Origin of the sequence: Mycobacterium dioxanotrophicus, assembly GCF_002157835.1 — a bacterium.
Lineage (GTDB): Bacteria > Actinomycetota > Actinomycetes > Mycobacteriales > Mycobacteriaceae > Mycobacterium > Mycobacterium dioxanotrophicus.
In genome coordinates this window covers 5,906,824-5,928,250 of sequence record NZ_CP020809.1, presented here as the reverse complement: position 1 = coordinate 5,928,250, position 21,427 = coordinate 5,906,824, and the positions used below count along the sequence as shown (strand labels likewise).

The 21,427-nt window shown below is 65.4% G+C and carries 21 protein-coding genes; 13 read left to right on the top strand and 8 right to left on the bottom strand.

The genetic code is table 11. The features are described from left to right. Positions 1–17 precede the first annotated feature (17 nt). The gene (locus BTO20_RS28835) at positions 18–2,120 is read right to left on the bottom strand and encodes a PE-PPE domain-containing protein (protein WP_087079333.1); all 2,103 of its coding nucleotides are present in this window, start codon (positions 2,118–2,120) and stop codon (positions 18–20) included. A gap of 258 nt (positions 2,121–2,378) precedes the next feature. Between BTO20_RS28835 and BTO20_RS28830 the strand changes: the two genes are divergently transcribed. Further along, on the top strand, positions 2,379–2,921 hold the full coding sequence (locus BTO20_RS28830; RefSeq protein ID WP_087079332.1) for a hypothetical protein: 543 nt from the start codon (positions 2,379–2,381) through the stop codon (positions 2,919–2,921). A gap of 60 nt (positions 2,922–2,981) precedes the next feature. On the opposite strand, the gene BTO20_RS28825 is transcribed toward BTO20_RS28830, so the two are convergent. The 4 genes from BTO20_RS28825 to BTO20_RS28810 form a co-directional block, all read right to left on the bottom strand. After that, positions 2,982–3,941, bottom strand: a complete 960-nt coding sequence (locus BTO20_RS28825; RefSeq protein ID WP_087079331.1) for a 2-hydroxyacid dehydrogenase — start codon at positions 3,939–3,941, stop codon at positions 2,982–2,984. Beyond that, positions 3,938–5,137, bottom strand: coding sequence for a pyridoxal phosphate-dependent aminotransferase (locus BTO20_RS28820; RefSeq protein ID WP_087079330.1), 1,200 nt, complete (start codon positions 5,135–5,137; stop codon positions 3,938–3,940). The genes BTO20_RS28825 and BTO20_RS28820 overlap by 4 nt, the downstream gene beginning before the upstream one ends. A gap of 454 nt (positions 5,138–5,591) precedes the next feature. Further along, positions 5,592–6,005 carry a DUF3060 domain-containing protein gene (locus tag BTO20_RS28815; RefSeq protein ID WP_087079329.1) on the bottom strand — a complete coding sequence of 138 codons (414 nt, stop codon included), beginning with the start codon at positions 6,003–6,005 and terminating at the stop codon, positions 5,592–5,594. 18 nt (positions 6,006–6,023) lie between these two features. Beyond that, positions 6,024–6,401 carry a DUF3060 domain-containing protein gene (locus tag BTO20_RS28810; RefSeq protein WP_408632130.1) on the bottom strand — a complete coding sequence of 126 codons (378 nt, stop codon included), beginning with the start codon at positions 6,399–6,401 and terminating at the stop codon, positions 6,024–6,026. Between the two features lie 151 nt (positions 6,402–6,552). On the opposite strand from BTO20_RS28810, the gene BTO20_RS28805 reads away from it, so the two are divergent. The 8 genes from BTO20_RS28805 to BTO20_RS28770 all read left to right on the top strand — a co-directional run bounded on the left by BTO20_RS28805 (position 6,553) and on the right by BTO20_RS28770 (position 13,998). Next, on the top strand, positions 6,553–7,104 hold the full coding sequence (locus BTO20_RS28805; RefSeq protein ID WP_087079327.1) for a DUF3558 domain-containing protein: 552 nt from the start codon (positions 6,553–6,555) through the stop codon (positions 7,102–7,104). Between the two features lies 1 nt (position 7,105). Further along, complete coding sequence (locus BTO20_RS28800) at positions 7,106–7,621, top strand: DUF3558 domain-containing protein (RefSeq protein WP_087079326.1); 516 nt, start codon at positions 7,106–7,108, stop codon at positions 7,619–7,621. Positions 7,622–7,722: 101 nt separating this feature from the next. Continuing rightward, positions 7,723–8,337: a TetR/AcrR family transcriptional regulator gene (locus BTO20_RS28795; protein WP_087079325.1), complete on the top strand. Its 615-nt coding sequence runs from the start codon at positions 7,723–7,725 to the stop codon at positions 8,335–8,337. A 281-nt stretch (positions 8,338–8,618) separates the two neighbouring features. Then, complete coding sequence (gene rpsL / locus BTO20_RS28790) at positions 8,619–8,993, top strand: 30S ribosomal protein S12 (RefSeq protein WP_003881867.1); 375 nt, start codon at positions 8,619–8,621, stop codon at positions 8,991–8,993. Next, entirely contained in the window at positions 8,993–9,463 is a 471-nt protein-coding gene (gene rpsG / locus BTO20_RS28785) for a 30S ribosomal protein S7 (RefSeq protein WP_018601866.1), read from the top strand. Before rpsL ends, rpsG begins: the two co-directional genes overlap by 1 nt. Before the next feature lie 88 nt (positions 9,464–9,551). Beyond that, the gene (gene fusA, locus BTO20_RS28780; RefSeq protein WP_087079324.1) at positions 9,552–11,654 is read left to right on the top strand and encodes an elongation factor G; all 2,103 of its coding nucleotides are present in this window, start codon (positions 9,552–9,554) and stop codon (positions 11,652–11,654) included. A 164-nt stretch (positions 11,655–11,818) separates the two neighbouring features. Beyond that, positions 11,819–13,009, top strand: coding sequence for an elongation factor Tu (tuf, locus tag BTO20_RS28775; RefSeq protein ID WP_087079323.1), 1,191 nt, complete (start codon positions 11,819–11,821; stop codon positions 13,007–13,009). A 206-nt stretch (positions 13,010–13,215) separates the two neighbouring features. Next, a complete protein-coding gene (locus BTO20_RS28770) occupies positions 13,216–13,998 on the top strand; it encodes a cutinase family protein (RefSeq protein ID WP_087082833.1) in 783 nt (260 codons plus the stop codon). Between the two features lie 232 nt (positions 13,999–14,230). Here the strand turns inward: BTO20_RS28770 and BTO20_RS28765 are convergent, their stop codons facing one another. Further along, positions 14,231–15,607: an MFS transporter gene (locus BTO20_RS28765; protein WP_087079322.1), complete on the bottom strand. Its 1,377-nt coding sequence runs from the start codon at positions 15,605–15,607 to the stop codon at positions 14,231–14,233. 86 nt (positions 15,608–15,693) lie between these two features. Between BTO20_RS28765 and BTO20_RS28760 the strand changes: the two genes are divergently transcribed. Further along, positions 15,694–16,512 (top strand): SHOCT domain-containing protein, encoded by an 819-nt coding sequence (locus BTO20_RS28760; RefSeq protein WP_087079321.1) that lies wholly within the window; start codon positions 15,694–15,696, stop codon positions 16,510–16,512. A gap of 86 nt (positions 16,513–16,598) precedes the next feature. After that, positions 16,599–17,447, top strand: coding sequence for a mycofactocin-coupled SDR family oxidoreductase (locus tag BTO20_RS28755; RefSeq protein ID WP_029369141.1), 849 nt, complete (start codon positions 16,599–16,601; stop codon positions 17,445–17,447). A gap of 95 nt (positions 17,448–17,542) precedes the next feature. Here the strand turns inward: BTO20_RS28755 and rocD are convergent, their stop codons facing one another. Together rocD and ddaH are read right to left on the bottom strand one after the other, a co-directional pair. Continuing rightward, positions 17,543–18,778 (bottom strand): ornithine--oxo-acid transaminase, encoded by a 1,236-nt coding sequence (gene rocD, locus BTO20_RS28750; protein ID WP_232491282.1) that lies wholly within the window; start codon positions 18,776–18,778, stop codon positions 17,543–17,545. Between the two features lie 2 nt (positions 18,779–18,780). Then, positions 18,781–19,626, bottom strand: a complete 846-nt coding sequence (gene ddaH / locus BTO20_RS28745; RefSeq protein ID WP_087079319.1) for a dimethylargininase — start codon at positions 19,624–19,626, stop codon at positions 18,781–18,783. A gap of 116 nt (positions 19,627–19,742) precedes the next feature. Here ddaH and BTO20_RS28740 point away from each other — a divergent pair, with 116 nt between their 5' ends. After that, a complete protein-coding gene (locus BTO20_RS28740) occupies positions 19,743–20,189 on the top strand; it encodes an Lrp/AsnC family transcriptional regulator (RefSeq protein ID WP_087079318.1) in 447 nt (148 codons plus the stop codon). A gap of 59 nt (positions 20,190–20,248) precedes the next feature. Beyond that, on the top strand, positions 20,249–21,424 hold the full coding sequence (locus BTO20_RS28735) for an NAD(P)/FAD-dependent oxidoreductase (protein WP_087079317.1): 1,176 nt from the start codon (positions 20,249–20,251) through the stop codon (positions 21,422–21,424). Positions 21,425–21,427 lie beyond the last annotated feature (3 nt).

Here is a 21,427-nt window from a genome sequence, read left to right as displayed (position 1 = left end):
TTTGTCTTGGTCGTGAGCTACGCCGCGGCCTTGCCGGAAGCCTTCGCGGACTTGCCCTTTGGCGCGCTGTCCTTGCTCTGCTCCTTCGCGGGCTTGGTCACCTTCTCGACCTTCTTGGCGATGTCCTTGCCCGCCTGTTCGACCTTGCCCGCGGTGTCGTTGACTCCGGTGCGGACCTTCGCCACGGTGTCCTTGACCGACTTCTTGAGCGGATCGCTCGGATCGGCGGCGTGCTTTCCGGGCGCGGCCTTGAGCGACTCGGTGATCTTCTGCGCGGTCTTGTCGAGTCTGGTGGAGCTGCTCGGCACGTCGAGGGTGCGCAACTCAGTGTCCGATGATGGCAGTGACGTGACGGGTGCCGGCGCCGCGAGTGCCGACACCGATGTCGTCGACCGCGCCGCCGTCTTGCCCGGTTCCTTGACCTTCAGCGCCGTGTCGATGGCATCGGTCACCTGCGCGTTGACACCGTCGAGGGCGCCGGTGACCGGTGCGAGCCCGGTCTCGACGGCATTGAACATCGGATCGGTCACGTTCTTCTGGATCTGGTCGATCGCGTCGCGCAGCGCCTTCGCCCCGGCTTCGGACAACGGGTTCTGCGTCACGGGCGAGAGGTCGACTCCGGGAAGTTTCGGTGTCCACTTCGACGGGGTCAGGGCGTTGGCCTCGATGCCGTCGACAAGGGCGTTGAACACGGTCTGCGTCGCAGCGAGCTGCTGAGTCGGGGTCAGCGGTGAATGCCACAGGTAGGCCTGCTGGCCTCCCATGGTGTAGTTCCGCTGCAGGGTCACCGGGTCGACATCCTGGTAGCCCATGTTGACCAGCATGCGCAGCGCATCCTCGACACTGTCGGTCACCGGCGTCGGAACATGAACGCCCGGAACGAGATTCAGTAGTCGTGGCGCCATGTCGAACGGTTCGAGCAAGGGCAGGTTGCCCGAGTCGTAGGTGAGGTAGGTGGCAGTGCCCGGGAACTTGGTGGCGTCGGCGACCTTGTCCAACGCCTCACCCAGTCCGAGGTGCAGCCAGTCGATGTCCTTGGCGGTCCGGACGATGTCGGCCCATCCGGGGACCATCTCGACTCCTTGGCCGCCGGTGGGGTCCAGCATGACCTTGAGACCGTCGGCGATGCCCAGGCCCAGCGGGACTATCAGGCTGTCGATGTTGTTGCCATCGCTGGGAATCAGGTAGGTGAGGAACACCCCGCCGGCCGCGGCGTTGGCCCACGCCAGCGGATTGAGCGTGGTCGGCGCATCTGACAGCGGGTTGTAGGCCCAGGTGATGTCGAGGATCGACGTATTGAGGACCTTGGTCATGTTGCCGTTGTTGGCGTCCTCGTTGGTGTAGCTGCCCGCTGGTGGAGTGGACAGGTTCACCCCGAGCAGGTTGGTGACAGGTGTTGCCAGGGCGAACAACCCACCACCGGGGCGGCTGGGGTTGTTGAAGAACACCAGCCACTGTCCGGTGACGCCTGCGCCCCAGTCCGGATCGTCGGACTGCACCGCCTTGATCATGTCCCGGTAGGCCAGCGAGGTGGTCAGCCCGCCGAGGCTCTCCGAGAAGATGATGGCCCTGCGCTGATTGAGAATCGGCGCGGTCTCGACCAGTGCCGCAACGGCGTTCGCGAACGCCTTGGCGAGGGCGGGGCCGATGACCGGGATGCCTTTGATCGGTGCGGTCAACGCGTCCGCAACACCGGTGGTGGTGTACTGCAGCCCGTTGACCGCGTCGTAGACGTCACTGGGCAGCGGGCCTTTGACCCCGGCCTCGATCGGCGAAATCTTGTCGAGGACGTCGAGGAGCTGGTTGACGGCCGTGGCCAACTCGCTGCCGCCGACTACTCCGGCGGCGGCTTCGATGACGTTCTGCGGCGTGATGCCCAACAGTTCGGCAGCCCAGAAAACCGGTCCGACCCCGTAGATTCCGACGATTTTCGGCATCGACGGCAATTGGGGTGCCGCGGTCAGGCTGACTTCCGCAGTGACTGTTCGCTTTTCGGCCAGCAGTACTTCGGGTGCGGATGACGCGACACCGGCGGTGAGCGCGGCGGTGGTGGCCACGACGGCGGTCGCGACCGCGGCGGCCTTGGTCTTCTGGAGGCGCGCAGGGGTGGGGTGGGACAAGTCGCTTCGGGCCTTCGCTGTGAAGTGGCTGACAGGGCGTGCACACTTTAGCAATACTGTCTAGTTGGCCTGAGGTATTTGCCGGAAAAACTATCTAACGCGTTAAAAGTGGCTGGTCGGCCGCTCTGGGCGCGGTCGCGTTTGCGAAAAACGTCGCGGTCGGGCCATCGCGGGCGTCGTGGGTCGCGGGTATCGACGGATGCTGTGTACGGGCTGAATCCGGCACCTGAGTCGCGGCCGAGTGGAAGTCTTTACGGCATGACCTGGACTGTCGGGGCTTCGGTGGTGACCTTCGTGTTGGGTGCAGTCTTGACCTACGTCATCCACGCGTCAACGCAGCATCAGGCTTTCGCCTTGTCCGTTGCCGGACGAAAAATTGCCCTACGTGATGACCGGCGGGAAGTCATCTATGCGTTCATCGACGAAATGCAGGAAATCGAAAAGATGCTCGACCGCGAGTATCGAGATTTGCAGGCTGGTCGACCGTCGTCCATAACCGAGGCTGACAGGCTGACCAGGCAGCATCGAATGTGGTTCCAGCAGAAGCGTATCGAGGTCGTCGGAAGCAACGGGCTGATAGAAAAGGCTCGAAACTACGCGCTGACCATGGAGCGCTTGATATTTCGCGACCCACCGCCCGAGGTGCTCAAGGCCGGGTACAGGATCTGGATGAACGCCGACAGGCGCGATGCGAATAAGGCGTTTCTTCAACAGGCCCGCAATGAATTGTATTCGCCCGAAATCTTCGAGGACGAGCCCGAGCGGCACTCCTGGCGCCAGAGGCGGTCGCTGAACAGCTAGGGGAGTCGCCCCAAATACTCCGACCACTCGAAAGTGCTCGGAGTATTGGGGCGCCGGTAGTCAGCCGATCGGCGTTGGCGGTAGTTCACCGCGAAGCACGGCGAGGGCGTTGTCGGCGGCGAGCGTTGCCATGGCGGTTCGCGTCTCGATGGTGGCCGAGCCGAGGTGCGGCACGAGCGCCACGTTCCCCAGTTCAAGCAGCTCGGGATGGACCTCGGGCTCCCGCTCGAAGACGTCGAGCCCGGCGCCGGCGATGGTGCCGTCACGCAACGCGGTGGCCAGCGCCGCCTCGTCGACGATCGGTCCGCGCGCCGTATTGACGAGGTAGGCGGAACTCTTCATCGCGGAGAGCTGCTCGGCGCCGATCAGGTGATGGGTGGCCGGCCCGTAGGGGCAGTGCAGCGACACGACGTCGGAGACGGCCAGCAGCTCATCGAGGGCCACCCGCCGCGCGCCGAGCTCGGCCGCGACGTCGGGATCGATCTCGCTGCGCGACTGGTAGACGACATCCATGCCGAACGCCTTGGCGCGGCGGGCTGTCGCCTGGCCGATGCCGCCCATGCCCACGATGCCCAGGGTCTTGCCCTGCAGGCCGGTGCCGAGGAGGAAGAACATGCCCCACTTCCAGGGCTGGCGGTCGCGAATGATCCGCTCACCTTCGCCGAGTCGGCGCGTGGCCATGAGGATGAGGGCGAAGGCGATGTCGGCGGTCGCCTCCGTAAGCACGCCGGGTGTGTTCGTCGCGACCACGCCGCGCTCGCGGCACGCCGCCACGTCGATGTTGTCGTAGCCGACGGCTACGTTCGCGACGACCTTGAGCTGAGGACCTGCCGTGTCGAGCAGCTCGCCGTCGACGCGTTCGGTCAGCAGGGTCAGGATGGCGTCGGCGCCGGCTACCCGGCGCAGCAGCTCATCGCGGCTGATCGACTCCGGGCCCTGCCAGGCGTCGACCTCGTGCTCGACGCGCAGCTTCTCGATGGCAGCGTCCGGGACTCGCCCGGTGACCACAACCCGGCTCATTTGGCGCTGATCCATTCGTTCAGGCGGCCGAGGCCCTCGCGGATGTCATCGACCTCGATGCCCGAGTAGGCCAGGCGGATGTACTGGCGCTCCTCGCCCGGCTGACGGCGGCCGAAGTGCTCACGGGTGCAGAACGAGACGCCGGTCTGGTGCAGTGCCACGGCTGCGAAGTCGCCGACCGCGGTGTAACCCATGCGATCCATGGCCTCGGTGACGTCGGGGAACAGGTAGAACGTCGAGTGGGGCACGGCCACATTCATACCCGGGATGGCGTTCACGGCCTCGCAGGCGGCGTCGCGCCGCTCGCGCAGGACCTTGAGCATCTGCTGGACGGGCTCCTGCGTGCCGCGCAGCGCCTCGATGCCTGCCCACTGCACGTAGTGCGTCGTGCATGACTCGTCATTGGTGTTGAGCGTGCTGAACACCTTCGCGAGGTCGACCGGGGCGACGGCGCAGCCAAGGCGTGAGCCGGTCATCGCGAATTTCTTGCTGAACGTGTACAGGATGACCGTGCGCTCGAGCATGCCCGGAAGCGACGCGATGGAGCTCGAGACGCCTTCGTAGCGCGTCTCGAAGTAGGCCTCGTCGGAGAGCACCCAGAGGTCGTGCTCCTGGGCGAGCTGCGCGATGGCTTCGCGCTCGGCCGCCGTCGACTCGGCGGAGATGGGGTTCTGCAGGTCGTTGTAGATGATCGCGACCGTGTTCGGCGTGATCGAAGCACGGAGCTGATCGAGGTCGATCGCGAAGCCCTCGTCGGTGGGGACGTAGCGGTAGGGCAGGGCCGTGCCGCCGAGGTACTCGATCTGCGACTCGTAGATCGGGAAGCCCGGGTTCGGGTAGAGCACTTCCTGGCCGGGGTTCATGACGGTCTGCAGGAACTTCGTGATGACGGGCTTGCCTCCCGTCATCACGACGACGTTGTCGGGGGAGAGGTCGATGCCGCGGGCCGACCCCAGGTCGTCGGCGAGCGCCTCGCGCAGCTGGGGGATGCCGGGCCCGGGGCAGTAGCCCGTGTAGCCGTCGGCGATCGCCTTGTTCATCGCATCCACGATGTGCGGGGCCGTCGGGATGTTGATGTCACCCAGATGGAAGGGAAACACGCGGTGTCCCTTCGCCTTCCAGGCCGCGGCGGCCTGCGCGACGCTGAACGCCGTCTCGGTCCCCAGACGTTCGAGCCGGTGGGCGAGTTGCTGCATCCTGTCGTACTCCTCATCAGCTGGTCACGGCGGTGGCCGAAAGTTTCGCCATTGGTATATGTTTGGCGTGCGACTAGTATATTAGTGATGTATCAGCGTGTCGAGAGGGGAAGGTGGATGAATTTCGCACGGTTCGGCGAGCCCGTGCGCAGCGTCATCGCGCCGGACAGGTTCAAGGGCTCTCGCGGCGCGTGAGTTGAAGAAGGGCGCCGGCTGCGAGTTGGCCGCCGCGCTCGAGAGCGGGGTGACCACGCTCGCGTGGCTGGATCAGCGGGCGGTGAACGAAAAGGCTTGGTGCGCACCAGATTTCGTTGCCTGCTGCGCGACACTCGACCGCGCGCCCGAGCCGGAGAAGGGCGCGCGGGAGTCGGGGCGGCTGCTCACCGAGAACGGTGCCGAGATCGCCGTCGGCCCCTGCGGCCGACGGTGTCGAGCCGTCGAAAAGCTGGTCCGGTCAGCCCTTGTTGACCGTGTTGTTGTTACCGGTGTTGGACACCTTCGGGTCGCCGGCCTTATAGGTCACGGTGTTGTTGAACCCGAGTACGGCCAGATCCTTGTCGATCTTTTCGAACGTGATCTTGTTGTCCGAGCCGCCGATGTTGACGCTGGAGCACGTGCCTTTGACGGTCAGCGTGTTGTTGGTCCCGCCGATCGTGAGCGATTTGCCGCTGGCGCAATCGATGTCGGCGGTGGTGCCGACCGACGCGTAGTTGATGGTGTTGCCGATTTCCACGTTGAGGCCCGACGTGCCTGCCGTCGCCGACGGTGAAGAGTTCTTGTTGTCCGATCCGCCGCCGCACGCGGACAGTGCGAAAACGGCGGCACCTGCCGCGACAACGCTGATGATCCCGGTGGTGTAGCTATGCATGTTCTCTCCCTTTCCGTATCAGGCGGGTACGCGATCCAGCCGGTTCGTCATCCCGAGCTCGCGGCCACGGTCGACCAGGACCGGGTCACCGCCCTTGAAGAACACCGTCTGATCGAAGCCGTAGACAGTCACGTCGTTGACCACGTTGTCGGCGACGACGGTGTTCGACGACCCCTGCACGGTGACCGCCCAACACGTTCCGAGTGCGGTGACTGTATTTCCGGTGCCGTTCACGAACAACGTCGCGCCGTTGCAGTCGATGGTCTGGTTGATGCCCTGCCCGGTGATGTGGGTGTCGCCGTCCTTTGCGGAGGCGGGGGCCACACCCGCGGTCAGCGCCAGCGGCACCGCGATCAAGCCCGCACTCAATCTTCGGCACCCAGCTGTCCAACGCACGGTCATTCCCCTTCGTCCGAATCTGGTGCAACGACATCCGATGCACGGAAGCGTACGTTGCGCCGCCGTCGCTTCGGCAGCGCTTGGGCGGTTCGGGTGTGCCCGGGTGATCAGTCGCGGGAGTTCGCAGTGCTCGGTACCGTGTTGTCCGATGCGTCGGCGTGTTGTGGAGGCTGCTGCCGTGGCGGTCACCGCGATAGTGACCGTCGCGGGGTGCTCGCATACCGTCAGCGGGACGGCGCAACGGGCCGAATCCGGCGGCGCAGGCACCGACCGTGGCTACGGATATGTCGACGACCGATGCGGTCTGCTCACCGACAGCTCGGTCCAGGAACTGCTCAAAGCCGACAACATCGTGCGTCCCTACAGCGGCGCGGTCTGCCAGTACGTGCTGTCACGTAAGTCCGGTCCCAGCGCGTCGCCGGTCATGGTCGATGTCGTCTTCTCGTGGTTCGAGTCCGGATCCTTGGAGCGGGAACGAACGGTGGCGCAGGAGCGCAAGGCGCAGATCACCGACACCGTCGTCGAGCGCCACCAGGCGTTCCTGGCACGCCGCGACATCACCGGCGCGGCATGCGCGGCCACTGCCGCAGCGGGCTCGGGCGTGCTGAGCTGGTGGGTGCAGTACCGCGGGCAGAACAGCGGCGACCCGTGCAAGGGCGCCCAGATGCTGCTCTCCAAGACCCTGCAGGCGGAACTCTGACATGGCGTCGCGAACTCTGATCCTCGGTGTCGCCGTCGGCGCGGCAGTTCTTACCGCGTGCGGACCCTCCGAGCAGGCCGAACAACCAGCCGCACGGCCACCTGATGGTGGCTTCCACTCGGTGGACTGCAACGGCATCACCGATGCCGACGTGACCAAGGCCGCGGGCTCGATGTTCACCAAGGCGGTGGTCAGTGACACCGGCTGCTTCTGGCAGGAGAACACCCTGCTCGGCACGTTCGGTGCCGGCATGGGCATCTCGACGTGGTGGTACCGGGGCAGTGACATGGACGCCGAGCGGACCTTGGAACAACGCGCCGGACGCACGTTGACCGAAGTGTCCATCAACGGCAACAAGGGGTTCAGGGCCCAGGACGCCAATGTCTGCAGCATCTATGTCAGCAAGGGCAGTGACGTCATCACCTGGTCGATCCAGTCGATGAATCCTGCTGTTCTGCCGGATCTGTGCACCGTCACCGGGCAACTCGCCCAAGTCAGCCAGGACCGCGTGAACTGACGTTTACGGACAGGGAACGGCTAGAGTTTCACCGCGACCCAGTTCAGGGTCCGTTCCCGTCGACCCGAAACATCCCGTCGACCCGACCAGGTGGAGCGCACATGTCAACACGGCCGGATTCGCAGGCGGCCGGTGGCCGACCGCGCCCGGCGCGGACCACCCGGCTCAGCCGCGACGCGATCGTGAACGCCGCCTTGACGTTCCTCGACCGCGACGGTTGGGACGCGTTGACCATCAACGCATTGGCCAGCCAGCTCGGCACCAAGGGGCCATCGCTCTACAACCACGTCAACAGCCTGGAAGACCTGCGCCGCACGGTCCGGATGCGCGTCATCGACGACATCATCGGGATGCTGAACACCGTGGGGCAGGGCCGCACCCGCGAAGACGCCATCGTGGCCATGGCCAGCGCGTATCGCAGCTACGCCCATCACCACCCGGGCCGGTACTCGGCGTTCACCCGCATGCCGTTCGGGGGCGACGACCCGCAGTACTCCGCAGCCACCAAAGCCGCCGCCGGACCGGTGATCGACGTGCTGGCCTCATTCGGGTTGGAAGGGGAGGACGCGTTCTACGCGGCGTTGGAATTCTGGTCGGCCCTACACGGTTTTGTACTGCTGGAGATGACCGGCGTGATGGACGATATCGACACCGATGCGGTGTTCACCGACATGCTGCTGCGCCTGGCGTCCGGCATGCAGCGTCGACAGGCGTAGGCTCTGACCTGCGATTAGTCGACCGCGCACGAGTTTGGTTCGTCGCGGTCGGCCCTGGTATTGTGGTGGATCGTGCCTGGCCGGAAAGGCGCATGCGGCTAAGTGTTTCGCAAGCGTGCCCGCACGCCGGGCCAATTCGCATGTCTTACACGCATCGGAATTCCTCCGGTGTGAGCACGTGCGACACGCCCGGCCGCGGGGTACGCGCCTCGGGGGTAACTGCAGTACAGAGACTTGAAGAACAACAGAGCAGCACATAGCAACACACAGAAAGCCGGTACATGCCAACCATCAACCAGCTGGTCCGCAAGGGTCGCCGCGACAAGGTCGCGAAGGTCAAGACCGCGGCCCTCAAGGGCAGCCCGCAGCGCCGCGGCGTGTGCACCCGCGTGTACACCACCACCCCGAAGAAGCCGAACTCGGCGCTTCGTAAGGTTGCCCGCGTGAAGCTGACCAGCGGGGTTGAGGTCACCGCTTACATCCCGGGTGAGGGTCACAACCTGCAGGAGCACTCGATGGTGCTGGTGCGCGGTGGTCGTGTGAAGGACCTCCCCGGCGTCCGTTACAAGATCATCCGCGGGTCGCTGGACACCCAGGGTGTCAAGAACCGCAAGCAGGCCCGTAGCCGTTACGGCGCCAAGAAGGAGAAGAGCTGATGCCGCGCAAGGGTCCCGCGCCGAAGCGTCCGTTGGTCAACGATCCGGTCTACGGGTCGCAGCTGGTCACCCAGCTGGTCAACAAGGTCCTGCTGGACGGCAAGAAGTCGCTGGCCGAGCGCATCGTCTACGGCGCGCTGGAGCAGGCCCGCGACAAGACCGGCACCGATCCGGTCGTCACCCTCAAGCGTGCGCTCGACAACGTCAAGCCCGCCCTCGAGGTGCGTAGCCGCCGCGTCGGTGGCGCCACCTACCAGGTCCCGGTCGAGGTGCGCCCCGATCGCTCCACCACGCTGGCCCTGCGCTGGCTGGTGAGCTTCTCCAAGGCCCGTCGCGAGAAGACCATGGTCGAGCGGCTCGCCAACGAGATCCTCGATGCGAGCAACGGCCTCGGCGCCGCGGTGAAGCGTCGTGAGGACACTCACAAGATGGCTGAAGCGAACCGGGCTTTCGCGCACTACCGCTGGTGATGTCCGCCCTCCGGGCGTCCAGTGTCGGACGCCCGCGAGGGTGCATCCGAACACCTAATCAAGCAAGCGAAAGAGTGGGAAGACTTCCGTGGCACAGGACGTGCTGACTGACCTGAACAAGGTCCGCAACATCGGCATCATGGCGCACATCGACGCCGGCAAGACGACGACGACCGAGCGCATCCTCTATTACACCGGCGTCAACTACAAGATCGGCGAGACGCACGACGGTGCCTCCACGACCGACTGGATGGAGCAGGAGCAGGAGCGTGGTATCACCATCACCTCCGCAGCCGTGACCTGCTTCTGGAACAACAACCAGATCAACATCATCGACACCCCCGGGCACGTCGACTTCACCGTTGAGGTGGAGCGCAGCCTGCGCGTGCTCGACGGTGCTGTTGCCGTGTTCGACGGCAAAGAAGGTGTTGAGCCCCAGTCCGAGCAGGTGTGGCGCCAGGCCGACAAGTACGACGTGCCCCGGATCTGCTTCGTCAACAAGATGGACAAGCTGGGTGCGGACTTCTACTTCACCGTGCAGACCATCAAGGACCGCCTCGGCGCCAAGCCGCTGGTGATCCAGCTGCCGATCGGTGCCGAGAACGACTTCGAGGGCATCGTCGACCTGGTCGAGATGAACGCCAAGGTGTGGCGCGGCGAGACCAAGCTCGGCGAGAGCTACGAGACCATCGAGATCCCCGCGGATCTGGCCGAGCGGGCCGCCGAGTACCGCAGCGAGCTGATGGACACGGTCGCCGAGACCGACGAGGCGCTTCTGGAGAAGTACCTCGGTGGCGAAGAGCTCACCATCGACGAGATCAAGGGCGCGATCCGCAAGCTGACCGTGTCCAGCGAGCTGTACCCGGTGCTGTGCGGCAGCGCGTTCAAGAACAAGGGCGTGCAGCCCATGCTCGACGCGGTCATCGACTACCTGCCGTCGCCGCTGGACGTCGAGTCGGTCCGTGGCCATGCCCCGGGCAAGGAGGACGAGGAGATCCTGCGTCGTCCGTCCACCGACGAGCCGTTCGCTGCGCTGGCGTTCAAGATCGCCGTGCACCCGTTCTTCGGCAAGCTGACCTACGTGCGCGTGTACTCGGGCAAGGTCGAGTCCGGCGCCCAGGTCATCAACGCCACCAAGGGCAAGAAGGAGCGTCTGGGCAAGCTGTTCCAGATGCACGCCAACAAGGAGAACCCGGTCGAGACGGCCGCCGCGGGTCACATCTACGCGGTGATCGGCCTCAAGGACACCACCACCGGTGACACCCTGAGCGACGCGAACAACCAGGTCGTGCTGGAGTCGATGACGTTCCCGGACCCGGTTATCGAGGTCGCCATCGAGCCCAAGACCAAGAGCGACCAGGAGAAGCTGGGCACCGCGATCCAGAAGCTCGCGGAAGAGGATCCCACCTTCAAGGTGCACCTGGACCAGGAGACCGGCCAGACCGTCATCGGCGGCATGGGCGAGCTTCACCTGGACATCCTGGTGGACCGCATGCGTCGCGAGTTCAAGGTCGAGGCCAACGTCGGCAAGCCGCAGGTGGCCTACCGCGAGACCATCCGCCGCAAGGTGGAGAAGGTCGAGTACACCCACAAGAAGCAGACGGGTGGCTCGGGCCAGTTCGCGAAGGTGCTCATCGACCTGGAGCCGTTCCACGGCGAGGACGGTGCCACCTACGAGTTCGAGAACAAGGTCACCGGTGGCCGCATCCCGCGCGAGTACATCCCTTCGGTGGATGCCGGTGCGCAGGACGCCATGCAGTACGGCGTGCTCGCCGGCTACCCGCTGGTGAACGTGAAGGTCACCCTGCTCGACGGCGCCTACCACGAGGTCGACTCCTCGGAAATGGCATTCAAGGTCGCCGGCTCGCAGGTGCTGAAGAAGGCCGCGCAGGCCGCTCAGCCGGTCATTCTCGAGCCCATCATGGCCGTCGAGGTCACCACGCCCGAGGACTACATGGGCGACGTGATCGGCGACTTGAACTCCCGCCGTGGTCAGATCCAGGCCATGGAGGAGCGCAGTGGTGCGCGCGTCGTCAAGGCGCAGGTTCCGCTGTCGGAGATGTTCGGCTACGTCGGCGACCTCCGGTCGAAGACCCAGGGCCGGGCGAACTACTCCATGGTGTTCGATTCGTACGCCGAGGTTCCGGCGAACGTGTCGAAGGAGATCATCGCGAAGGCGACGGGTCAGTAAGCATCGAAGGCCGCTTGCGGCCGAGGCGCGATCTGAGCCGGAGTCGAGCAGTCGATCTGAGCGAAGGCGACGGGTCAGTAACCCGGTAGCCTCGCAGACCGCACAACTGAACACATCAACACTGCTTAAGTACAAGCACCAACACAGTCCAGGAGGACACCACAGTGGCGAAGGCGAAGTTCGAGCGGACGAAGCCGCACGTCAACATCGGGACCATCGGTCACGTTGACCACGGCAAGACCACGCTTACTGCAGCAATCACCAAGGTTCTGCACGACAAGTACCCGGAGTTGAACGAATCGCGCGCATTCGACCAGATCGACAATGCGCCTGAAGAGCGTCAGCGCGGTATCACCATCAACATCTCCCACGTGGAGTACCAGACCGACAAGCGCCACTACGCCCACGTGGACGCCCCGGGTCACGCCGACTACATCAAGAACATGATCACCGGTGCGGCCCAGATGGACGGCGCCATCCTGGTGGTCGCCGCCACCGACGGCCCGATGCCGCAGACCCGCGAGCACGTGCTGCTGGCCCGCCAGGTGGGTGTGCCCTACATCCTGGTCGCGCTGAACAAGTCGGACGCGGTGGATGACGAGGAGCTCATCGAGCTCGTCGAGATGGAGGTCCGCGAGCTGCTGGCTGCGCAGGACTTCGACGAGGAGGCCCCGGTCGTCCGCGTCTCGGCGCTCAAGGCGCTGGAAGGCGACGAGAAGTGGGTCAAGTCGGTTGAGGACCTGATGGACGCGGTCGACGAGTCGATCCCGGATCCGGTTCGCGAGACCGACAAGCCGTTCCTGATGCCCGTCGAGGACGTCTTCACCATCACCGGTCGTGGCACCGTGGTCACCGGTCGCGTCGAGCGTGGCGTGGTCAACGTGAACGAAGAGGTCGAGATCGTCGGCATCCGCCCGACCACGACCAAGACCACCGTCACCGGTGTCGAGATGTTCCGCAAGCTGCTCGACCAGGGCCAGGCCGGTGACAACGTCGGTCTGCTCCTGCGTGGTATCAAGCGTGAGGACGTCGAGCGTGGCCAGGTTGTGGTCAAGCCCGGCACCACCACCCCGCACACCGATTTCGAGGGCCAGGTCTACATCCTGTCCAAGGACGAGGGTGGCCGCCACACGCCGTTCTTCAACAACTACCGTCCGCAGTTCTACTTCCGCACCACCGACGTGACCGGTGTTGTGACGCTGCCGGAGGGCACCGAGATGGTTATGCCCGGTGACAACACCGACATCTCCGTCAAGCTGATCCAGCCCGTCGCCATGGACGAGGGCCTGCGCTTCGCGATCCGCGAGGGTGGCCGTACCGTCGGCGCCGGCCGGGTTACCAAGATCAACAAGTAATTGATCTGACTGCTGCAAAGCGGCGCTCACCTTCGGGTGGGCGCCGCTTTCATTTGTGCTCTGTTGTGGCCTTGCGCTCCTTTGCTGCAATCGCGTAACGCCTGTGACTACTGGGGCGATAGTGCAGGTAGTTTTGCTGTGTACGGGTAGGGGGTTCCGCTGTGATTCGTCGTCTGTTCGTGGCGGTATGTTGCGCCGTCGGCGTCATCGGGCTCATCGGCTTGACGGCGGCCCCGGCCAATGCCGTACCGGGATGCCCCGACGTTCACTGGATCGGTGTTGCCGGCTCGGGTGAACGTGACGATCCGGCTTCGTACGGCGGCATGGGTCGAGTGGTGTACCAGTCACTCCAGGACCTGTCTCAGCAGGTGCAGCGCGACGGTCGGACCATGACCGCCGAGGCGGTCATCTATCCGGCGGTGGCGGTGCCCGATACCGGAAATCTGCTCGGCTGGGCGGGTTTCATGAGCAGTGTTGACGCCGGTGTCGCCGCCCTGGCCAACCAGTACACCGCCTTCACCCAGCAGTGCCCTTCCAGCAAGGTGGTGCTGGCCGGCTATTCGCAGGGCGCGATGGTGGTCCACCGGAACCTGCAATCTCTGGCAGGCAATCCCAGTCTGGCGGCTGTTCTGCTGGTCGCCGACGGCGACCGCTTGCCCGCCGACCCGACGTACAACCTCGGAAGCGCTACCGCTGTTCGAGGTGCTGCCGGAAAGGGGATGGCGCAGCAGTGGCCGCTGATGGCGCATGCGCCGACGACTCCACTGCCGGTGTCCGTCGGCTCCCGCACCATCAGCGTGTGCGATGTCGGCGACCCGGTCTGTGATGCGATCACCGACGACGACGAGGTGACGCCAGCCGGCGTGGCCATCCATACGAGCTATGCGCGGGCGCGGTCCGGTGGGTACGCGTGGACCTGGCCGCTGTACCAGCTGCTGGAAGCGGCGCAGCCGGTGGGCAACATTGCCACTGTCGGACCGCCGATGTGACGGACCTTGCGCAAAGATCATTGGGAACTGTCCGTGTATGCGTTCTCTTTCGGATACCTGCCGGTCCACGAAACGCTCAAGAGTGAAATGCAGCAAATACGGCTAACCGTGTCCCCGTGAAATGTGGACGTCAGCGCACTGCCGGTTTTTTCGGCCAAGCCGCTGTGATGTCCACATTGCTCGGCAGCGCAAAGTGCTCTCGTCGCCTCCGTACGTGGTTCGAGTTCTTCTCTTACCGGGTGGTCTGTTTGGCCCAGCCCAGCACCAGCAGTGAGGTCGGCAGCAGCAGGATCGCGATGGTCAGCAGGATGGCCGAAATACCGCCACCGGTAGTCGATCCCGCGTGTACGAGCATTTCCAGCACGGTGCCGGTGACGGCGATCCCGACGCCCCCCAGCGTCACCATGGAGGTCAGCGCCACGCCCGCCGCGGCACCGGCCCGCTCCGGCGGTACCACTGCCTGGGTCGCCACTGTAGTGAACGCGTAGACCAGCCCCATCGTGAAGCCGCAGGCCGTCAAGGCGATGAGATAGAGCGGCCAGCTGTGTGAGAGGGCAAGCACGGCAAGCGAAATCGCGGCGGCCGCACCCGTCGTACCCATCACCGCCATGGGTGGGTACTTGGTGGCCAGCCGTCCAGAGAGCACACCGCCTGCGGCGGCGCCCGCCGATGGGCCAAGGAATGCCAGCCCGGCGGTCAACGGATCGAGGCCGCGTACGTCCTGCAGATTCAAGGTCGAGAGGTAAATCGCCACCACATAAGCGATGTTGGCCACGGTGCCGGTGAGGATCAGCACGGTGAACCGTTCGTCCCGCAGAAGCGAGAGATCGACCAGCGGCCATTTGACCCGGTGCTCGGTCACGACGAACGCCGTCATGGTCACGATCGAGATGATGAACGCCGCCACGGTCGGCAGCGAGAGCCAGCCCCAACTCGGGCCGCGGTCGAAGGTCAGCGTGAAAAGACCGATGCCGATGGTGATCAGAGCGAGCCCGGTGAGATCGATCCGGCGTGGCACGGTTTGGTCGGAGCTCTCCGGCATGGTGATGCCCCCGATCACCGCGCAGATGACGGCCAGAGGCACGAGCAACCAGAAGATCGCGCGCCATCCGACCGTCTGGGTGAGCAGACCACCGACCAACGGGCCTGCGGCATTACCCAATCCGCCTATCCCATAGGCCAATCCGATGGCGCGGGCAGCTCGATCCGCCGGAAAGGAGTTGGTCAGCACACTGACCGAGACGGGAAAGATCAGCGCCGCGCCCAATCCCTGGGCCGCTCTCGAGCCGATCACCCACGCCGCGGACGGGGCCATCGCGCAGACCGCCGACGACACACCGAATATGGCGATGCCGATCAGTAGAGTGCGTCGGCGACCGAAGATGTCACCGATGCGGCCCGCAGGCACCATGCATGCCCCCAGGGTCAGCATGTAGATGCTGATCACCCACTGCAGGTCGGTGGCTGTGGTTCCGAGATCCTCTGCCATCTTCGGTAGCGCGAGATTGACGGCGAAATAGTCCAACTGGACACAGAACAGCGCGGTGGACACCGCCGCGAGAATCCAGCGGTCGCGCGGCGCGGTCGGCGCCGCCCGTTGATCTGTCACAGCCGTAAGTTTCCTGCGCGCAGCCCAGACATCGAGGATGAATGGCGATAATCTGACACCCGTATCGGCGATCCGAGGAGGGTCACGTGGTCGGGCGGTATCTGAAGGCTCAGCTGTGGGTGCTGCTGTGCGGCGGCTTGGTCGGGCCGATCTTTCTCGTCGTGTATTTCGCCATCGGTGAGAGCGACCTGGTGCGGTGGATGTTCTGGGCTGGTCTGCTGATCACCGCGGCGGATGTCCTGGTCGCGTTGGCCATGACGAACTACGGCGCCAAGTCCGCTGCCAAGTCGCAGCACCTGGAGCAGCAGGGGGTGCTGGCACTGGCTCAGGTCATCGGCATCGCCGAGACCGGCGCCCAGATCAACGATCAACCACTGGTGAAGCTCAATCTTCGGATCGAAGGGCCGGGTCTGGCCCCCTTTGAGAGCCAGGACCGGGTCATCGCCTCGGTGACGAGGATGCCGCTGATCACCGGCCGCAAGCTCGTCGTCCTCGTCGACCCTGTCACCAGCGACTATCAAATCGACTGGCAGCGAAGCGCTTTGGTCGGCGGTCTGGTGCCGGCGCAGTTCACCGTGGACGAAGACCGCCGCACCTACGACCTGTCCGGGCAGGCCGGCCCGCTGCTGGAGATCCTGCGGATCCTCAAGGCCAACAACGTTCCGATGAACGGCACCGTCGATATCAGGTCCAATCCTCTGGTGCGCCAACAGGTCACGAATGTGGTGCGGCGCGCGGCCGCGCAGCAGGCCCCGGCGGCAGCACCCGTGCCGACGCCCGCTGTCCAGGCGCCTGAACCGTCGACCGCGCAGCGGTTGCAGGAATTGGAGACATTGCGCGCCACCGGTGCCATCACCGACGCGGAGTACACCGCCAAGCGGCAGCAGATCATCTCGGAGTTGTGAGCGCAGACCGAGCACCGGCCTGGGTCTAGAACACGTTCTACTTTTGCTGTTAGCCTGGTCGCTGACTCAGCGAAAGGACCGGTGACGTGGCAGATAGTGGAACGCTCGAGGGGCGGGTGGCATTCGTGACCGGGGCGGCCCGCGGTCAGGGCCGGGCGCATGCGGTGCGCCTCGCGAACGAGGGCGCCGACATCATCGCCATCGATGTGTGCCGCGCGGTGGACGACACCATCACCTATGCACCGGCCACGCCGGAGGATCTCGCCGAGACGGTCCGCGCGGTGGAGGCCGCGGGCCGCAAGGTGCTGGCCCGCGAGGTCGACATCCGCGATCTGGCCGCCCAGCAACAGGTGGTCGCCGACGGCGTCGAGCAGTTCGGCCGTCTCGACATCGTCGTGGCCAATGCGGGTGTGCTGAGTTGGGGCCGGCTCTTCGAAATGTCGCCCGAGCAGTGGGACACCGTCGTCGATGTGAACCTCAACGGCACCTGGCGCACCATCCGCGCCGCGGTGCCCGCGATGATCGAGGCGGGCAACGGCGGGTCCATCGTCATCGTGAGTTCATCGGCGGGTCTCAAGGCGACGCCGGGCAACGGTCACTACTCGGCGTCCAAGCACGGTCTGGTGGCTCTGACCAATGCGTTGGCATTGGAGGTGGGGGAGTACGGGATTCGGGTCAACTCCATCCACCCGTACTCGATCGACACCCCGATGATTGAGCCGGAGGCCATGGCCGCGGTGTTCTCGAAGTACCCGAACTACCTACACAGCTTCGCGCCGATGCCGCTGCAGCCGGTGGGCCAGGACGGTAAGGGGCTGTCCACGTTCATGACACCCGAAGAGGTCGCCGACGTGGTGGCCTGGCTGGCCGGAGATGGCTCGGCCACGCTGTCGGGCAGTCAGATCGCCGTCGACCGCGGTGTGCTGAAGTACTGACCCTTTTCCCTGACTTTCCGCGCGACTTTCCCCGCGAGCAGACACTCAGGTACGCGACACGCCGTGGTTGCGGTACCGCAGTGTCTGCTCGCCGGCTAACGCGAGCGGCGCGCGTCGGTGAGGGCGTCGGCGAATTGATCGATGGCCCAGTCGATCTCGTCAGCCGTGACCACCAGGGGCGGGGCGAACCGCAGCGTGGACCCGTGGGTGTCCTTGGCGAGCACCCCGCGTTCGGCCAGTGCCACGCACAGTTGCTTGCCGGTGCCGAGTTCCGGGTCGATGTCGACGCCTGCCCACAGGCCCAGGCCCCGTACCGCCCGAACGCCGTGACCGATCAACATCTCCAGCCGGCGGTGCAGATGTGCGCCGAGTTCTGCTGAGCGGGACTGGTATTCGCCCCGTTGCAGCATGCCCACCACGGTGGTGCCGATCGCGGCGGCCAGTGGATTACCACCGAAGGTGGAACCGTGCTCGCCAGGATGCAGCACCCCGAGCACGTCGCGGTCGGCCACCACCGCCGACAGTGGCAACACCCCACCGCCGAGCGCCTTGCCCAGCAGATAGACATCGGGGACGACGTCCCAGTGCTCGCAGGCGAATGTGCGGCCGGTACGACCGAGCCCGGACTGGATCTCGTCGGCGATCATCAGCACGTTGCGCTCGGTGCACAGCCGGCGGACCCGCGGCAGGAAGTCCGCGGGCGGGACGATGATCCCGGCCTCGCCCTGGATGGGTTCGATCAGCACCGCGACCGTGTTGTCATCGACCGCGGCTGCCAGCGCGTCGGCGTCGCCGAACGGCACCGAGCGGAACCCGGGGGTGTACGGGCCGAATCCGCGGCGCGCGGTCTCGTCGTCGGAGAAGCTGATGATCGTGGTAGTACGGCCGTGAAAGTTGTTCTGGGCGACCACGATATTGGCAGCGCCCGGGGCCACGCCCTTGACGTCGGTGCCCCACTTGCGGGCCACCTTGATCCCGCTCTCGACGGCCTCGGCGCCGCTGTTCATCGGTAGCACCATGTCTTTGCCGCACAGCCCGGCCAGCGCGGCGCAGAACGGGGCCAGCCGATCGGCGTGGAATGCGCGGCTGACGAGCGTCAGGGTGTCGAGCTGCGCGTGCGCGGTCGCGATGATCTCCGGATGCCGGTGACCGAAGTTGACGGCCGAATACGCCGCCAGGAAGTCCAGGTACCGGCGGCCGGTCACGTCCGTGATCCAGACCCCCTCCGCGCTGGCGGCCACCACCGGCAGTGGTGCGTAATTGTGTGCGACGTAGCGATCGTCGAGTGCGATGGCTACGGAGACTGTGTCGGTGTCCACGCCATCCAGCATGCTCACGGGTGTAGTTCCAGGGTGCAACATTTGACGGATCCGCCGCCTTTCAACAGTTCGGTGAGGTCGACGCCGATCGGCTCGAATCCGGCGTCATGGAGTTGGGCCGCGAAGCCGGTGGCCGCCGCAGGCATCACGACGTGACGGCCATCGGAGACGACATTGAGACCCAGCACATGGGCGTCGGCGTCGGCGACCTCGATGGCGTCGGGAAACAGCTCAGCTATCCGGGTCCGGCCGGCATCGGTGAACGCCGGCGGGTAGTACGCGATTGTGGTGTCGTCGAGCACGGCCAGGGCGGTATCGAGGTGGTAGAAGCGCGGGTCGACCAGCTCGAGGCTCACCACGGGCCGCCCAGTGATGGCGGCGATCTCGTCGTGCGCCTCGCGCTCAGTACGAAAACCCCAGCCCGCCAACATCATTGATCCGACGATGAGAAGATCGCCTTGGCCCTCGTTGACATGCGCAGTGTGGGCGAGCGTGAGGCCTCGTCCGGCCATCCAGTCGGCGTAGGCGTCGGCCTCGGGCGCGCGTTGCGGGTATGCGAACCTTGCCACCACGGCGGTGTCGCCGACGACGATGCCACCGTTGGCGGCATACACCATATCGGGCAAGCCTGGGCGGGGCGCGACGAGGTCGACGGTGTGACCGAGGTCGAGGTATGTCCGTCGTAATGACTCCCACTGGTCCACCGCACGCTGCGGGTCGACCGGCGTCGACGTGTCCATCCACGGATTGATCGCGTACTCCACGGCGAAATACCGGGGTTCTGTCATGGCGTAGCGGCGGGTGGTGGCGTGGCGAGGTGTGGGCGCAGAGGTGGGCATGACATCGTGCAGTGTTGTCATGAATCGACGATAGAAAGCAGTCGTCACGCAATCAATCGCTGGTTATTGCGCGTCTACCAGCGATACATTGCAACTACAGCACCGTTTCGGTGTTTTGTTGCGTGCAGAGGGGCGACATGGAACGTCTTGACGAGACCGACGAGCAGATCCTCGCCGAGCTTGCCGAACATGCCCGGGCCACCTACGCCGAGATCGGGCAGCGGGTGAGCCTGTCGGCGCCGGCCGTCAAGCGGCGAGTGGACCGCATGATCGCCGATGGGGTGATCCGTGGCTTCACCACCGTGGTTGACCCCAGCGCGCTCGGGTGGCGTACCGAGGCCTACGTGCAGGTGTTCTGCCATGGCACCATCGCACCCGCCGAGCTGCGTGCCGCGTGGGTCGGCATCCCCGAAGTCGTCAGTGCCGCAACGGTAACCGGCACCGCCGATGCCATCCTGCACGTCCTCGCACGGGATATGCGGCACCTCGAGGAGGCGCTGGAACGCATCAGGGCCAGTGCCGACATCGAGCGCAGTGAGAGCATCGTCGTGCTCTCCAGGCTCATCGAACGGGCCAGGCCGTAATAGCGCCCATCAGTAGGGTGGCCTACACCCATGCGGGATGATCGTGTAGAAACCCCCTCGTGACTACACCTGGGGGCATCGTCATCGTCGGAGGCGGTCTCGCGGCTGCCCGGACCGCTGAGCAGTTGCGACGGTCGGAGTACTCCGGAGCGATCACGATCATCAGCGACGAGGACCATCTGCCCTACGATCGGCCACCGCTGTCCAAAGAAGTGCTGCGTGCCGAGACCGACGACGTCACGCTCAAGCCCGCCGAATTCTATGCGGACAACAACATCACTTTGCGGCTCGGTTCGGCCGCGCAGTCGGTGGACACCGCCGCCAAGTCGGTCTCGCTGGCCGACGGCAGCGAGGTGGCCTACGACCAGCTGATCATCGCGACGGGCCTGGTGCCCAAGCGCATCCGCTCGTTCCCTGACCTGCCGGGTATCCGGGTGTTGCGGTCCTACGACGAAAGCCTGGCGCTGCGTGCCGACGCCGGATCGGCCAGGCGCGCCGTGGTGGTCGGGGCCGGTTTCATCGGCTGCGAGGTGGCCGCCAGCCTGCGCAAGCTCGGTGTCGAAGTGGCGCTGGTGGAGCCGCAGCCCACGCCGCTGGCGTCGGTGCTGGGGGAGACGATCGGAGCCCTGGTCACCCGGCTGCACCAGGCCGAGGGTGTCGATGTCCGCTGTGGTGTGGGGGTGACCGAGGTGCGGGGCACCGACAAGGTCGAGCAGGTCGTGCTGGGCGACGGCACCGAGTTGGACGCCGATCTGGTCGTGGTGGGCATCGGCTCGCATCCGGCCATCGAGTGGCTGGACGGCAGCGGCGTCGCGGTCGACAACGGCGTGGTGTGCGACGAGGTGGGCCGGACCAGTGTGGCCGACGTATGGGCCATCGGCGATGTGGCGTCATGGCGTACCGCCGTCGGAGACCAAGTGCGCGTTGAACATTGGAGCAACGTCGCCGACCAGGCCCGTGCCTTGGTTCCTGCGCTGCTGGGCCAGGAGGCTTCGGCGGTGAGCTCGGTGCCGTACTTCTGGAGTGACCAGTACGACGTGAAGATCCAATGCCTGGGCGAGCCCGAGGCCGAGGACACCGTGCATGTCGTCGAGGACGACGGTCGCAAATTCCTGGCCTACTACGAGCGTGACGGCGTGGTCGTCGGTGTCGTCGGCGGCGGCATGCCGGGCAAGGTGATGAAGGTCCGCAGCAAGATCGCCGCAGGCGCGCCCATCGCTGACGTCCTGGGCTGAGTG

What these genes read in the sequence shown, in the direction of transcription:
- BTO20_RS28830 (WP_087079332.1), top strand. Translation starts at nt 2,379, where the DNA reads ATGACCTGGACTGTCGGGGCTTCGGTGGTGACCTTCGTGTTGGGTGCA.
- BTO20_RS28825 (WP_087079331.1), bottom strand. Translation starts at nt 3,941, where the DNA reads ATGAGCCGGGTTGTGGTCACCGGGCGAGTCCCGGACGCTGCCATCGAG.
- BTO20_RS28820 (WP_087079330.1), bottom strand. Translation starts at nt 5,137, where the DNA reads ATGCAGCAACTCGCCCACCGGCTCGAACGTCTGGGGACCGAGACGGCG.
- BTO20_RS28815 (WP_087079329.1), bottom strand. Translation starts at nt 6,005, where the DNA reads ATGCATAGCTACACCACCGGGATCATCAGCGTTGTCGCGGCAGGTGCC.
- BTO20_RS28805 (WP_087079327.1), top strand. Translation starts at nt 6,553, where the DNA reads ATGCGTCGGCGTGTTGTGGAGGCTGCTGCCGTGGCGGTCACCGCGATA.
- BTO20_RS28800 (WP_087079326.1), top strand. Translation starts at nt 7,106, where the DNA reads ATGGCGTCGCGAACTCTGATCCTCGGTGTCGCCGTCGGCGCGGCAGTT.
- BTO20_RS28795 (WP_087079325.1), top strand. Translation starts at nt 7,723, where the DNA reads ATGTCAACACGGCCGGATTCGCAGGCGGCCGGTGGCCGACCGCGCCCG.
- rpsL (WP_003881867.1), top strand. Translation starts at nt 8,619, where the DNA reads ATGCCAACCATCAACCAGCTGGTCCGCAAGGGTCGCCGCGACAAGGTC.
- rpsG (WP_018601866.1), top strand. Translation starts at nt 8,993, where the DNA reads ATGCCGCGCAAGGGTCCCGCGCCGAAGCGTCCGTTGGTCAACGATCCG.
- rocD (WP_232491282.1), bottom strand. Translation starts at nt 18,778, where the DNA reads ATGCTGGATGGCGTGGACACCGACACAGTCTCCGTAGCCATCGCACTC.
- ddaH (WP_087079319.1), bottom strand. Translation starts at nt 19,626, where the DNA reads ATGACAACACTGCACGATGTCATGCCCACCTCTGCGCCCACACCTCGC.
- BTO20_RS28740 (WP_087079318.1), top strand. Translation starts at nt 19,743, where the DNA reads ATGGAACGTCTTGACGAGACCGACGAGCAGATCCTCGCCGAGCTTGCC.